Here is a 14,694-nt window from a genome sequence, read left to right on the forward strand (position 1 = left end):
GTGGCAGATTTCGAAGCTACTGATTTTGACTCGGTAAAGATCTCCCTTGCCTCCGCCGACCAGATCCGTTCCTGGTCGCACGGTGAGGTCAAGAAGCCGGAGACCATCAATTACCGTACCCTCAAGCCCGAGAAGGACGGCCTGTTCTGCGAGAAGATCTTCGGTCCCGCCAAGGACTGGGAGTGCTCCTGCGGCAAGTACAAGGGCATCCGCTTTAAGGGCATCGTCTGCGAGCGCTGCGGCGTCGAGGTCACCTCGGCCAAGGTGCGTCGCGACCGCATGGGCCACATCGAGCTCGCCGCTCCCGTGTCCCACATCTGGTACTTCAAGAGCCCCACGAGCTTCCCGATGAGCCGTATGCTCGACATCAAGTCCAAGGACCTCGAGAAGGTTCTGTACTTTGCCAGCTACATCATCACCGAGGTTGACTACGAGGCTCGCGAGGCCGACGCTGACGACCTGCGCGAGGAGCTCGCCGCCGATCTGGAAGAGATCGATGCCGAGTGCGCCCGCCAGATCGAGTCCCTCAAGGAGCAGGGCGACCCCGAGAACTTTGACGAGTTCTCCGACGAGGAGCCGCTGACCCCCGAGGAGATCGCCTCTGGCATCGTCGACATCGAGGAAGAGTGCAAGGACGAGAAGCAGCTCCGCACGGACGCCTTCAACGCCTTCATGAAGCTCACCGAGCGCGACCTCATCTCCGATGAGCCGCTGTTCCGCGAGATGACCCGTTACTACTCCATGTACTTCAAGGGTGGTATGGGTGCCGAGGCCGTCCGCGACCTGCTCGCTGCCATCGACCTTCCTTCCGAGGCCGAGAAGCTCAAGGCCATCATTGCCGACGAGGATTCCCAGAAGCAGAAGCGCGAGAAGGCCGTCAAGCGTCTCGAGGTCGTTGACGCCTTCCTGAAGGGTGGCAACAGCCCCGCGAACATGATCCTGGACGTCATCCCGGTCATTCCGCCCGATCTGCGCCCGATGGTCCAGCTCGACGGCGGTCGCTTTGCCGCGTCCGACCTCAACGACCTGTATCGTCGCGTGATCAACCGTAACAACCGACTCAAGCGCCTGCTCGACCTGGACGCCCCTGCGATCATCGTGAACAACGAGAAGCGCATGCTCCAGGAGTCCGTGGACGCCCTGTTCGACAACGGCCGTCGTGGTCGCCCGGTCTCTGGCCGTGGCGGTCGCCCGCTCAAGTCGCTCGCCGAGGCCCTCAAGGGCAAGCAGGGTCGTTTCCGTCAGAACCTGCTGGGTAAGCGTGTCGACTACTCCGGCCGTTCGGTAATCGTTACCGACCCCAAGCTGCTGCTGCACCAGTGCGGTCTGCCCAAGACCATGGCGCTGGAGCTCTTCAAGCCCTTCGTCATGAAGCGCCTGGTCGAGCTCGGCAAGGTCGAGAACATCAAGGGCGCCAAGCGCGCTATCGACCGCGGTGCCACCTTTGTGTGGGACATCCTCGAAGAGGTCATCGACGGCCGCGTCGTGCTGCTCAACCGCGCACCGACCCTGCACCGTCTGTCCATCCAGGCCTTTGAGCCGGTGCTGGTCGAGGGCAAGGCTATCCACCTGCACCCGCTGGTCTGCTCGCCTTTCAACGCCGACTTCGACGGCGACCAGATGTCTGTCCACGTGCCGCTGTCCAGCCAGGCTCAGGCCGAGGCTCGCGTGCTCATGCTCTCTGCGAACAACCTGCGCTCGCCGGCATCCGGCAAGCCGGTCAACATCCCTTCGCAGGACATGATCATCGGTGTGTACTACCTGACCCAGGTCCGCGACGGTCTGCCGGGCGAGAACCACGTGTTCGCAAGCTTCGACGATGCGCTGCACGCCTATGACTGCCGCTCCGAGGTCGACATGCAGGCCAAGATTCAGGTCCGTGTGTCCGCTGCCGACGCCAATGTCATCAACGAGGACGGCACCCGTATCTTCCGCGTCAAGAACGGCAAGAACGAGTTTGTCGACTACGACGTCACCGGCAACAAGACCGCGCGCTTCGAGACCTCCATTGGCCGCATCATCTTCAACCGCCAGTGCCTGCCCGAAGACTACGAGTTCATGAACTACAAGATGGTCAAGGGCGACGTGGCCAAGCTGGTTGCGGACTGCTGCGATCGCTATCCCGAGGCCAAGGTCGGCCCGATCCTCGACGCCATCAAGTACTCCGGCTTCCACTACGCTACCCGCGCCGGCCTCACCATCTCGGTGTGGGACGCTCTCATCCCTGCCGAGAAGCAGGAGCTGCTCGATCGCGCCCAGGCCAACGTCGACCAGATCAACGAGTACTTCGAGGAGGGCTTCATCAACGAGACGGAGCGCCACATCGAAGTCGTTAACGAGTGGACCGCTTGTACCGACAAGGTCGCAGCGCTCATGCTCGACTTGTTCGACGAGGAGAACCCGCTCTACATGATGGCCGACTCCGGCGCCCGTGGTTCTAAGACCCAGCTGCGTCAGCTCGGCGGCATGCGTGGCCTGATGGCAGACATGTCCGGCGAGACGATCGACCTTCCCATTAAGGCGAACTTCCGCGAGGGCCTGCTGCCGCTCGAGTACTTCATTTCGACCTACGGCGCCCGTAAGGGCCTGGTCGATACCGCATCCCACACCTCGGACTCTGGTTACCTGACCCGTCGTCTGGTCGACGTGGCCCAGGACGTCATCGTCCGCGAGGAGGACTGCGGTACGCACGAGGGCGTCACCTACAACCTCATCATCCCCGGCACCACCGACCTCAACACCGACCTCGTCGGCCGTTGCTTCATCGAGGACGTCGTGGCTCCCGATGGCACCGTGCTCTTTGAGCAGGACGGCTACATCGAGAAGGTCGCTGACATCCAGAAGATGGTCGATGCCGGCCTTAAGAAGGTCAAGCTTCGCGCACTGCTCACCTGCCGCTCCAAGTACGGCGTGTGCCAGAAGTGCTACGGCTGGGATCTTTCCACCCGTCGTCCGGTCGCCATCGGTACTGCCGTCGGCATTATTGCCGCCCAGTCCATCGGCGAGCCCGGTACGCAGCTTACGATGCGTACCATTCACTCCGGCGGCGTCGCTGGCGTCGACGATATTACGCAGGGTCTGCCTACGGTCAGCCGTATGTTCGATATCGTCGGCAACGTCAACGAGAAGATTCTGGGTCGCGAGGCCGAGCTGGCTCCGTACTCCGGCCACCTCTCGATTAAGCCCGAGAAGTCCGAGTACGTGCTGACGCTCACCGACTCCGAGGATCACACCCGTGTCCTCGACGAGCGTCGCGTCCCCGCTTCGGTGCGCTTCATGCCCGAGATCGAGGACGGCTGCGAAGTTCGCGCCGGCGACCAGATCACCAAGGGCTTCGTCAACTTCCGCAACCTGCGCAAGCTGACCGACATCGAGTCGACGATGCACACCTTCGTCGAGAGCGTCAAGGACGTCTACACCAGCCAGGGCGTCGACCTGAACGACAAGCACATCGAGGTGCTCGCACGTCAGATGCTGCGTCGCGTTCAGATCTCCAACCCCGGCGACTCCAAGTACCTGCTTGGTCAGTACGTCGACCGCTACGAGTTCGCTGACGAGGTCGAGCGCGTTGCCCGTCTGGGCGGTCAGGCTCCCGTGGCCGAGCCCGTCATCCTGGGTACGCTCAAGGTCGCGTCCAACATCGACTCCTGGCTGTCGAGCGCTTCGTTCATCCGCACTGCCGGCGTCCTTACCGAGGCTGCCATCGAGGGCAAGGTCGACCACCTGCTCGACCTTAAGTCCAACGTCATCGTCGGTAAGAAGATCCCGGCTGGTACCGGCCTTAAGCCGTATGCCAACGCCAAGCTGACGTATCGCACGGCCGACGGCTACGTGGACATCGACGGCCCGGCTTCGCCCAACGCCAAGTCGCTGCCTGAGTGGGCCCCTGTGGAGCTCAAGGACCTGGACGAGCAGCTCCCGCAGCAGCTCGACTGGGCCGGCTACGACGAGTTCGGTGGTGCTGACGGTTCGTTCACCCGCAACGGCCATACCATCTCCGCCGAGAAGGCTCGCCTGTACCTGTTCGACGACCTGGGCGTGTCGCAGCGTTGGACCAACAAGTTCAGCGAGGTCGGCATCGAGACGGTCGGCGACCTGGTCGGCAAGTCCGAGGAGGATCTGCTGCGCATCGATGGTATCGGTGCCAAGGCGATCGAGGAGCTCCGTGACGGCCTGGAGGCCCACGACCTGCTCTACATCCTCGAGAACAACGACGACGTTGCCGACGAGGAAGACCTCTCGCAACTGCTGCAGATGGTCTTTAGCCCCGACGGTCCGGACGATATCCTGCTGGGTACCTCCGCTCCGACGCATCACGCCGACGCCGACGAGGAGCTCCTGGGCGCCCCGATCGACGACAAGAAGGCTCCCGCCAACGGTGCCATCAACGAGGACATGGCTTCCCTCGACGAGCTGCTCAACCAGCTCGTAGACACCGACGACGCCGAAGAGGCCAAGGACAACGACGAGGAGTAATTCCTAGTACGTTAACCGCCCTTTTAAAGACCCGTTTCCCAACAGGGAAACGGGTCTTTTTTAGTGAGGAACGTTGCCCCGACGAGCACGTTGGATTTCCGGCCCGGGCGGCACGGGGGTTAAGTTTGTCGCGAGTTCCGCACGAGCCGGAGGCCACTTAATGTGGCCTCCGTGCGAGCCAGGACTGTAGAGCAGCAAACTTAACCCCCGTGCCGCCCGGGCCGGAAATCCGCCCTCGCGCACAGGAGGGGATTCCTTATTGCCAATAAGGGACAGGTTTATTTTGGTCGGTTTTTTCATGCTTGAATTTGAAACATTTCGTTTGGCCAAAGCGTATCTATGGTGAGGACCTCATCAAGAACCATCAACGTCACCGGGAGGTGATTATGGAAGAACAAGCTTTTAGACAGGCGGTCGAAGATCACCGAGATGTCGTGTTTCGGATCGCATTGACGTATCTGCGCGATCGCGCCGACGCCGACGACGTTGCTCAGGACGTCTTTCTTAAGTTGCTCAAAAGCGATGGGAATTTTGAAAGTCGGGAGCATCTTCGCCGATGGCTTATCCGGGTCACGATCAACGAGTGCAAATCGCTCTTTCGAAAGCCATGGAGGCGCGTGGAGGATCTCGAGTGCCTGACCGATTCGCTCTCGACGGCGCAGGATGAGACCAAGGATGTCCTGCTCGATGTCATGCGACTTCCGGAACGATTCCGTATCCCCATCGTGCTCTATTACTATCTGGGCTTTTCGACCTCAGAGATTGCCGAGTTATTGCATGTGCCGGCCGCGACCGTCCGAACGCGTTTAGCTCGCGGTAGATCGAAGCTCAAGTTCATCCTAGAGGAGGGCGACCGTGAAATCCAACCAAATCAAGCAGGCCTTCGAGTCCATCCAAGCCGATAGCGATCTTGCCGACCGTGTTATTGATGCTGCTGCGGGTGAGCCGCTTCATCGAAAGGGCCACGCGAAGCCTCTCTATGTTGCCGTAATCGGATGCCTTGCCGGAGTGCTGGCGACCGGAGGGGTCGCCTATGCCGTCGTCAATTCCAGTTATTTTGCCTCTGCCTGGGGAAACCATGGCAACGGAGAGTCCATTACCTGGACTCAAGGTGGCTCGTCGGGGACTAAATATACCTACACCAGAGAGTTTGGTGATGGTATCGCGCCCCAAAGCTTGGAGGGTTCAGTACAGAAGGTCAATCTGTCCGTCGAGGGCAACGGCTATACACTCGACATTCATGATATGGCTATCGATAAAAACGGTTGCGGTGCCGTAACGTTTACGTTGTCCAATCCAAATGGTGTTAACTACTACAAGCCGGCAGCAGAGACTGGCGAACTTGTTCTCTATGGTGAAGAAGAACAAGGCATCGGCACGCCCAGCATGAACTTCGGCGAGGAATGGGCTGACACACGCTGCACAATTGACAAGGACACATCAAGCGACACGGTCATTAACGGCACAATGTACTTTGCATCTTGGAATCGCGATCGAGATTTGCGACACGCGGTCACCTGGAATATCCAGTGGACTGAGGGCGAAGGCGAGGATGCGAAGCCGTTCGAGGCATCAACGCCCGAATTTAGCGTCGGAGCGTACGTCGATACAAAGGAGCTCCGCTCCGACGACTCGCCTCTCGAGATCAGTCCGTTTTCCATCCAGACGCATATCGATGATCTGGGCTATGAAGCGGTTGATCATAAACTGACCGTAACCTACAAGGATGGATCGGAGCAGATTATCGAAGATGACGACGCAGGGGCGTACAACTTCTATGTTTCGATGGCACGCAATAGCGGAGAGAACATTTGGGTGCCAACGAAGTTGATTGATGTCGATCAAGTGGTCTCGGTAACCCTCGAGGGCGCGAGGTACACATCAACGGGGGAGACCGAAACGAAAGTACCCTTTACCATCGTCTATTCGTAAGGTCTAGGCCGCTTCCCAAGAGGGGAAGCGGCCTTTTTAGCGTTAAATGGGCGGTTATTTTGAGCGATATTCGTCTAAATTTCGGAAGTATGCGGCAAAATCTTGATGGGTCGACCACACCGCATATGCTCAAGCGTTCTACCTGCGGGTTTGTTATCGCAAAACTCCGGTGTGCTCGGTAAGTTCAAAATTTGCCGCATACTTCCGAAAACGTCGCCGATTTTCCTATGACAGGTGAGAGCAGATCACCGCTGGAACGCGACGTTTTCCCAGATAAACTGACCAAAAAAGCCTGTCCCCTTTTTGGCAGGTAACGTTGCCCCGACGAGCACGTCGGATCCCCGGCCCGGGCGGCCCAGGTTTTAAGTTTGTCGCGAGTTCCGCACGCAAAGGAAAGCACTTAATGTGCTTTCCGTCTTGCGCAGGACTGTAGAGCAGCAAACTTAAAACCTGGGCCGCCCGGGCCGGGAATCCGCCCTTGCGCACAGGAGGGGATTCCTTTTGTGTAGGGTTTGCGGAAATGTTGCTATTTTAGGATACGCCCGGCGGCGTGGTCTGTTGACGGCACAGCTAACGCCACGTATCCTATCGAACTGCGTGTTTCGTAGGGGGATGCTGACCCCTCGATTCAAGCCGTTGCACTTTACAGAAAGCTGGAATCATTCGAGAAGGAGTACGCTTTGCCTACTATTAACCAGCTGGTTCGCCAGGGCCGTCGTTCCGTGCCCAAGAAGTCCAAGAACGCTGCTCTGCAGCACAACTCCCAGAAGCGCGGCGTGTGCACCCGCGTCTTCACCACGAGCCCCAAGAAGCCGAACTCGGCTCTTCGTAAGGTTGCCCGTGTTCGCCTTGTCAACGGCATCGAAGTTACTGCTTACATCCCGGGTGAGGGCCACAACCTGCAGGAGCACTCCATCGTGCTCGTCCGCGGCGGTCGTGTCCGTGACCTCCCTGGTGTCCGTTATCACGTCATCCGTGGCGCCTACGACGCTGCTCCGGTCCAGAACCGTATGCAGGCCCGTTCCAAGTACGGTGCTAAGCGCCCCAAGGCCAAATAAGCCAGATAACGTTTTGATACTTTCGCCGTGTGCCGCCTAAGCGCCGCACGGTAGACACTTAAGGAGATTTCACATGCCGCGTCGTGCAGCAGCTAATCGTCGTGAGGTTCAGCCTGACGCCGTTTACAACAACCGCCTGGTGACTCAGCTCATCAACAAGGTCCTTCTTGACGGCAAGAAGGCCACCGCTGAGCGCATCGTTTACACCGCTTTCGAGATCGTTGCCGAGAAGTCCGAGGGTGGCGACGCTCTCGCTACCTTCAAGAAGGCTATGGACAACGTCAAGCCCACGCTCGAGGTTAAGCCCAAGCGTGTCGGTGGCGCTACCTATCAGGTCCCGATGGAGGTCAACTCCCGTCGTTCCACCGCTCTGGGTATCCGCTGGATCGTCAACTTCTCCCGCGCTCGCAAGGAGAAGACCATGGCCGAGCGTCTCGCCAACGAGATCCTCGACGCTTCCAACGGCCTGGGCGCTTCCGTCAAGAAGCGTGAGGACGTCTTCAAGATGGCCGAGGCCAACCGCGCGTTCTCTCACTATCGTTGGTAAGTTAAGGTAAGGAACTAACATGGCTAAGCCTAAGTACAAGCTTTCCGATACCCGTAACATCGGCATCATGGCCCACATCGATGCCGGTAAGACCACCACGACCGAGCGTATTCTTTACTACACCGGTAAGACCCACAAGATCGGTGAGGTCCATGAGGGCGCTGCCACCATGGACTGGATGGTTCAGGAGCAGGAGCGCGGCGTAACCATTACCTCCGCTGCTACCACCTGCTTCTGGAACAAGGACGGTAAGGACTACCGCATCCAGATCATCGACACCCCGGGCCACGTTGACTTCACCGCCGAGGTCGAGCGCTGCCTGCGCGTCCTCGATGGCGCTGTCGCCGTCTTCGACGCCGTTGCCGGTGTTCAGCCCCAGTCTGAGACCGTTTGGCGTCAGGCTTCCACCTTCAACGTCCCCCGCATCGCTTTCATCAACAAGTATGACCGCGTGGGCGCTGACTTCTTCAACGCTATCGAGACCATGAAGGATCGTCTCGACGCTAACGCCGTGGCCGCTCAGGTCCCGATGGGCGCCGAGGACAACTTCTGGGGCGTCATCGACCTGGTCACCATGACTGCATGGGACTTCAAGGCCGACGAGAAGGGCATGACCTACCCCGAGCCGATGGACGAGATCCCGGCTGAGTTTGCCGACATCGCTGCCACCAAGCGCGAGGAGCTCCTTGACGCTGCTGCCAGCTTTGACGACGAGCTCATGGAGAAGATCCTCATGGAGGAGGACTTCACCGTCGAGGAGCTCAAGGCTGCTCTGCGCAAGGGCGTTCTGGCCAACGAGCTCAACCTCGTCTTCGTGGGTTCCGCCTACAAGAACAAGGGCGTCCAGGAGCTGCTCGACGCTGTCGTCGACTACCTGCCCAGCCCGCTCGACGTTGAGGCCGTTACCGGTACCGATCCGGACACCGGCGAGGAGATCCAGCGTCATCCTTCCTTCGACGAGCCCTTCTCCGGCCTGGTCTTCAAGATCATGACCGACCCGTTCGTCGGTAAGCTCACCTACGTCCGCGTTTACTCCGGCCGTGCCGAGTCCGGCTCCTACGTTGTTAACGCTTCCAACGGTCAGCGCGAGCGTCTCGGCCGCATCCTCGAGATGAACGCCGCCGAGCGTATCGACCGTGACGACGCTGCCGCTGGCGACATCGTCGCTTGCGTCGGCTTCAAGAACTCCACCACCGGTGACACCCTGTGCGCCGAGGGCAAGGAGATCGTCCTCGAGAAGATCGAGTTCGCTAAGCCCGTTATCGACGTTGCCATCGAGCCCAAGACCAAGGCCGAGCAGGACAAGATGTCCCTGGCTCTGACCAAGCTCGCCGAGGAGGACCCGACCTTCCAGGTGTCCACCAACCACGAGACCGGCCAGACCATCATCGCCGGCATGGGCGAGCTGCACCTCGAGATCATCGTCGACCGTCTGCTCCGTGAGTTCAAGGTTGACGCTAACGTTGGTAAGCCCCAGGTTGCCTACCGCGAGACCGCTGGTCACGACGTCGAGAAGGCTGAGGGCAAGTTCGTCCGTCAGTCCGGCGGTCGCGGTCAGTACGGCCACGCCGTCATCAAGCTCGAGAAGATGGAGGAGGGCTTCGGCTACGAGTTCGTCAACGCTATCGTCGGCGGCGTCGTGCCCAAGGAGTATATCCCGTCCATCGACAAGGGCATCCAGGAGGCCCTGAACACCGGTGTTATCGCCGGCTTCCCGGTCCTCGACGTTAAGGTCACCCTGTTCGACGGTTCTTACCACGAGGTCGACTCCTCCGAGGCCGCCTTCAAGATCGCCGGTTCCATGGCTATCAAGGACGCCCTCAAGAAGTCCGATCCGCAGCTGCTCGAGCCGATCATGGCTGTCGAGGTCGAGACCCCCGAGCAGTACATGGGCGACGTTATGGGCAACCTCTCCGGTCGCCGCGGCAAGATCGAGGGCATGGAGGATCGCAAGAACAGCAAGCTCATCCGTGCCAAGGTGCCGCTGGGCGAGATGTTCGGTTACGCTACCGACCTTCGCTCCCAGACCCAGGGCCGTGCATCCTACACGATGCAGTTCGACTCTTATGAGCCCGCGCCCAAGTCCATCGTGGACGAGGTCATGAGCAAGAACGCCTAAGTTCGAGCTCCCTGTTACGTAATCCGCGAGAACATCTCTCGCACTCTTTGGAGGTTTAAGTTGGCTACCCAGAAGATCCGCATTCGCCTCAAGGGCTATGATCACGAGGTCGTCGATCAGTCCGCGAAGCTCATCGTCGAGACCGCTCAGAAGACCGGCGCTCGCGTTTCCGGTCCTGTCCCCCTGCCCACCGAGCGCAACCTGTACACGGTTATCCGCTCGCCGCACGTGAACAAGGACTCCCGTGAGCAGTTCGAGATGCGCACCCACAAGCGCCTCATCGACATCCTCGACCCCACCTCGGGCACCGTTGATTCGCTCATGCGTCTCGACCTCCCCGCTGGCGTCGACATCGACATCAAGCTCTAAGCGATATCGCTCATAGCTTAAAGAGCCCCGCTGCCATTACGGTAGCGGGGCTCTTTTGTTTTGAATGATGGGTCTTGGACCGCTGGGCAAGGCTGTCGAGCGTGTGGCTGTGGCGCTTATTCGCTTACGGGACGCAGCGATGCCTCCTCAAAATGGAAGGATTGCAAGCCGTCTTTCGTTTCGATGCACGCGCGACCAAAGGTATCGACGGTTTTAAAGATGCCTTGCGCCAGCTCGACTCCGGCGGGGGAGCGGGCGATAACGTGCTCTCCAATCCAGTTGAGGTGGGCGATGTATTCCTCGCGTACGGGTGTAAGCGGGCCGGCATCATCTGCCAGAGTACTGAGCTGCTCGGCCCAGGCGTCTACAGCGTCCATGACCGTGTGATGGCCCTCGTCGAGAAGCGTATCGACCGAGGGAACGCTCTCGTTGAGGTCCGAGAGGCCAATCGCCGCCAGGCCACCATCGGGAACCTCTTGGGGCGTGTAGTTCACGTTGACGCCAATGCCGCAGACGGCGAAAGGCTTGCCCTCGTTGTCGCGTGCTGCCTCGACTAGAATGCCGCCGAGCTTGCGCCCACGCGCGACGAGATCGTTGGGCCATTTGAGGCCAATTTCGTTAGCGAGACCTTGCTTTTCGAGCGCTTCGAGCACCGCTAGGCCGCTGACGGCAGCAAGACCAGAGTACTTTGCAGGATCAACGCATGGACGCAGGACAATCGAAAGCAATAGGTTGCCGGCGGTTGAATCCCACTTGTGGCCTCGCCGGCCGCGTCCTGCCGTTTGGGCTCGGGCGGCAAGTCCTGTGCCGTGCGGCGCACCCTGTTTTCCTGCTTCGAGCAGGTCATCGTTGGTCGATCCGGTTACATCGACCACCGTCAAATGAGCATCCATAACGGCTGCTACCTCCTTCACAGATAAGACAATCACGCCATGGTGTCGAGCGATAGACACAATGTGAAGCCTTTGTCGCATTTGGACAATTTAATGTTAACACGTCAACAAAGCAAAGAATGCGCTATCCTCTCTTGGTCGATGTAAACACGTCAACAACTCAAAGGAGGTTAGTGATGGGTTTCACGATACTGGGAACGGGCTCGGCGCTTCCTGAGCGTAGCGTTTCCAATGACGAGCTGTCCGAGTTCCTGGACACCTCGGATGAGTGGATTTTTACCCGCACGGGTATTAAGAGCCGCCATGTCTGCACAAACGAGTCACTCGATGACCTTGCCGTTGCAGCAAGCGAGCGAGCGCTCCAGGCATCCGGAATCGATGCGGGCCAGCTGGATCTTATCGTCTGCTCGACGACGACGGGCGACCATCTCGTTCCCGCCGAAGCGTGCGCCGTTGCCGAGCGCCTGGGCGTAACGTGTCCTGCCTTCGACGTCTCTGCGGCCTGTGCGGGCTTTGTATTTGCGCTCGATGTCTCCGAGGGCTATATCGCCCGCGGTCGCGCCAGGCACGTACTTGTCGTTGCCGCCGAGCAGATGACGCGTGCGCTCGACTGGACCGACCGCGACCGTGCGACGTGCGTGCTCTTTGGTGATGGCGCGGGCGCTGCGGTCATAGAGGTCGGGGGAGAGAATCCCCTTGCCGTTGAGCTTTCGACCGCGCCCGATGTCGAGACGTTGCGTGTACCGGGGTTAGCCGGCACCTCGCCGTTCAAGGCTTCCGCGGACCGCGAGAGCGTGCTTTCCATGAACGGCCGTCGCGTGTTCAAGTTTGGCGTCAATGCGATCTGCGACACGGTCAACAAGCTCGCAAGCGACGCTCGCATTGCGGTTGAGGACATCGACCATTTTGTATTCCATCAGGCCAACGAGCGAATCTTGAGCCAAGCGGTCAAGCGTTTGGGTGTGCCAGACGACCGCGTAGTTCGCACGTTGCGTGAGACCGGCAACATTTCGAGCGCCTGCATTCCCCTTGCGCTTGACCGGTTGGCACGCGCCGGCGCACTGAACACGGGCGACACCATCGCCTTGGTTGGATTTGGCGCCGGTCTAGATATAGGTGGCTACCTGCTTCGCTGGAAGTAGTTGCACATAGGACATAAAACGCCCCCAGGGCACAACCAAAGGAGAAACACCATGGCAGATCAGAAGACCTTCGAGCGCGTTTGCGACGTTATCCGCGAGACCGCCGGCCTTGACGATGTCGAGATGAAGCCCGAGTCCACGCTCGAGGAGATTGGCCTCGACAGCTTGGGTACCGTCGAGATCCTCGTCGCTGTCGAGGACGAGTTTGGCATTCAGCTGGATACCGAGGAGAACCCCAAGACGGTCGGCGAGTTTGTCGATACGGTCGAGGCGGCATTGGAGAAGTAGTAATGCTCAAGACTCCTCTCTGCGACCTGCTCGGCATCGAAAAGCCCGTGTTCCAGGGCGGCATGGCCTGGATTGCCGATGCCTCGCTGGCATCGGCCGTGTCCGAGGCGGGCGGCTTAGGCATTATCGCGGCCATGAATGCCGACGCAAACTGGCTGCGTGATCAGATTCACGAGCTGCGCGCCAAGACGGACAAGCCCTTTGGCGTCAACGTTATGCTCATGAGCCCGTTTGTCGACGAGGTCGCACAAGTGGTGATTGATGAGCAGGTGCCCGTTGTGGTGACCGGCGCCGGCAATCCCACCAAGTACATGAAGGCCTGGAACGATGCAGGCATCAAGGTCATACCCGTCGTGGCTTCGGTGACGCTGGCGCGTCTCGTGGCGCGTCGCGGAGCAACTGCCGTGGTTGCCGAGGGCACCGAATCGGGCGGCCATATTGGAGAGACCTCGACGATGGCGCTGGTGCCGCAGGTTGTCGATGCGGTCGATATTCCCGTGGTTGCGGCTGGCGGCATCGCCGATGGTCGCGGTGTGGCGGCCGCCTTTATGCTCGGCGCTGCCGGCGTCCAGGTGGGAACACGCTTTCTGGTCGCAAACGAGTGCACCGTATCCGAACAGTACAAAGAGCTGGTGCTCAAGGCGGGCGACACGTCGACGCGTGCGACCGGTCGCTCGACGGGACATCCGGTTCGCGCCCTCAAGAGCCCCTTTACCAACGCGTATGCCAAGAATGAGGCGGCGGGCGCAAGCCCCGAGGAGCTCGGGGCCATGGGCACGGGCGCGCTTCGTAAAGCCGCAAAGGACGGTAATTACGAAGAGGGTTCGTATTTGTGCGGACAGATTGCCGGCATGGTCAACGAACGCCAGAGCGCACGCGAAATCGTCGACGATCTGGTCGATGGCGCCGAGCATGTCCTGAAGGGTGCGTCCGCATGGGTAGCGTAGCGTTTCTGTTTGCCGGTCAGGGTGCCCAGCATCCCGCGATGGGCGTCGACCTCATCGAAGCATCACCGGCGGCTGCCGAGGTGTTCGCCATTGCCGATGAGGTACGCCCGGGGACCAGCGAGCAGTGCCGGAGCGCCTCGAAAGAGGAGCTCTCGCAGACCGAGAACACGCAGCCTTGCGTGTTCGTGCACGACTTGGCTGCCGCCGTCGCCCTGCGCGAGCGCGGCGTGGTGCCTGCCGCCTGTGCGGGATTCTCGCTGGGCGAGGTCGCCGCGCTCACCTTTGCGGGGGCATTCGATACGCGAGCGGGCTTTGAGCTCGTGTGTGAGCGCGCGGCGCTTATGGCCACGGCGGCCGAGCGTCACCCTGGCGGCATGCGCGCCGTCATCAAGCTCGATGCAGCGCAAGTTGAGGGCCTGGCAAAACAGGCCGGCGAGGACTGCTGGCCGGTCAACTACAACAGTTCCCAGCAGACGGTTGTGGCCGGAGCGCCCGATGCGTTGCAGACCCTCGACGTCCTGGTAAAAGAGGCTGGCGGTCGTGCCATGAAGGTCGCGGTGTCGGGTGCATTCCATAGCCCCTATATGGCCGAGGCGACCTGTGGCCTTGCTGCATATATCGAGGCCGGTCACGCGCCGTCCCCGTTGCTCATTCCTGTTATGGCAAATATGACGGCGGCACCTTATCCGGCCGACCCGCAGGCGGCATCGGAGGTGCTGGCCAACCAGGTGAGTCATGCCGTGCGCTGGGTCGACACGCTGCATGCTCTGCAGGATCAAGGCATCGATACGTTTATTGAGGTCGGCCCCGGCAAAACGCTGTCGGGCCTGGTCAAGCGTACGCTGAGCGACGTTCGCGTGTATTCGTGCGAAACGGCCGAGCAGGTCGCAGCTATTGCCGACGAGCTCGCATAGTCCACAGGG

12 protein-coding genes are annotated in these 14,694 nt (G+C 60.1%); 11 read left to right on the forward strand and 1 reads right to left on the reverse strand.

All coding sequences use genetic code 11. From position 1 onward, the window contains the following. From AB5Z14_RS00940 to rpsJ, 7 genes are all read left to right on the forward strand, one after another. Complete coding sequence (locus tag AB5Z14_RS00940) at positions 1–4,476, forward strand: DNA-directed RNA polymerase subunit beta' (RefSeq protein WP_368129929.1); 4,476 nt, start codon at positions 1–3, stop codon at positions 4,474–4,476. 386 nt (positions 4,477–4,862) lie between these two features. Then, positions 4,863–5,381: an RNA polymerase sigma factor gene (locus tag AB5Z14_RS00945; protein ID WP_368129930.1), complete on the forward strand. Its 519-nt coding sequence runs from the start codon at positions 4,863–4,865 to the stop codon at positions 5,379–5,381. Then, on the forward strand, positions 5,332–6,408 hold the full coding sequence (locus AB5Z14_RS00950) for a DUF4179 domain-containing protein (RefSeq protein ID WP_368129931.1): 1,077 nt from the start codon (positions 5,332–5,334) through the stop codon (positions 6,406–6,408). Before AB5Z14_RS00945 ends, AB5Z14_RS00950 begins: the two co-directional genes overlap by 50 nt. Positions 6,409–7,088: 680 nt before the next feature. Beyond that, the gene (gene rpsL / locus AB5Z14_RS00955) at positions 7,089–7,466 is read left to right on the forward strand and encodes a 30S ribosomal protein S12 (RefSeq protein WP_006235012.1); all 378 of its coding nucleotides are present in this window, start codon (positions 7,089–7,091) and stop codon (positions 7,464–7,466) included. Between the two features lie 73 nt (positions 7,467–7,539). Then, positions 7,540–8,013 (forward strand): 30S ribosomal protein S7, encoded by a 474-nt coding sequence (gene rpsG / locus AB5Z14_RS00960; RefSeq protein WP_006235013.1) that lies wholly within the window; start codon positions 7,540–7,542, stop codon positions 8,011–8,013. Positions 8,014–8,032: 19 nt separating this feature from the next. Beyond that, positions 8,033–10,132 (forward strand): elongation factor G, encoded by a 2,100-nt coding sequence (gene fusA, locus AB5Z14_RS00965; protein WP_022094183.1) that lies wholly within the window; start codon positions 8,033–8,035, stop codon positions 10,130–10,132. Between the two features lie 60 nt (positions 10,133–10,192). After that, entirely contained in the window at positions 10,193–10,501 is a 309-nt protein-coding gene (rpsJ, locus tag AB5Z14_RS00970; RefSeq protein ID WP_022094184.1) for a 30S ribosomal protein S10, read from the forward strand. Positions 10,502–10,617: 116 nt separating this feature from the next. Here the strand turns inward: rpsJ and AB5Z14_RS00975 are convergent, their stop codons facing one another. Beyond that, positions 10,618–11,394, reverse strand: coding sequence for a biotin--[acetyl-CoA-carboxylase] ligase (locus AB5Z14_RS00975; RefSeq protein ID WP_368129932.1), 777 nt, complete (start codon positions 11,392–11,394; stop codon positions 10,618–10,620). Positions 11,395–11,570: 176 nt separating this feature from the next. Here AB5Z14_RS00975 and AB5Z14_RS00980 point away from each other — a divergent pair, with 176 nt between their 5' ends. From AB5Z14_RS00980 to AB5Z14_RS00995, 4 genes are read left to right on the forward strand one after another with little or no spacing between them, the layout of a single operon-like run. Then, entirely contained in the window at positions 11,571–12,536 is a 966-nt protein-coding gene (locus AB5Z14_RS00980; RefSeq protein WP_368129933.1) for a 3-oxoacyl-ACP synthase III family protein, read from the forward strand. 51 nt (positions 12,537–12,587) lie between these two features. Next, positions 12,588–12,824, forward strand: coding sequence for an acyl carrier protein (locus AB5Z14_RS00985; protein WP_117583074.1), 237 nt, complete (start codon positions 12,588–12,590; stop codon positions 12,822–12,824). 2 nt (positions 12,825–12,826) lie between these two features. After that, positions 12,827–13,771 (forward strand): enoyl-[acyl-carrier-protein] reductase FabK, encoded by a 945-nt coding sequence (fabK, locus tag AB5Z14_RS00990; protein WP_368129934.1) that lies wholly within the window; start codon positions 12,827–12,829, stop codon positions 13,769–13,771. Further along, positions 13,759–14,685, forward strand: coding sequence for an ACP S-malonyltransferase (locus tag AB5Z14_RS00995; protein ID WP_368129935.1), 927 nt, complete (start codon positions 13,759–13,761; stop codon positions 14,683–14,685). The genes fabK and AB5Z14_RS00995 overlap by 13 nt, the downstream gene beginning before the upstream one ends. Positions 14,686–14,694 lie beyond the last annotated feature (9 nt).

It is taken from the genome of Collinsella aerofaciens (assembly GCF_040910265.1).
Classification (GTDB): domain Bacteria; phylum Actinomycetota; class Coriobacteriia; order Coriobacteriales; family Coriobacteriaceae; genus Collinsella; species Collinsella aerofaciens_BK.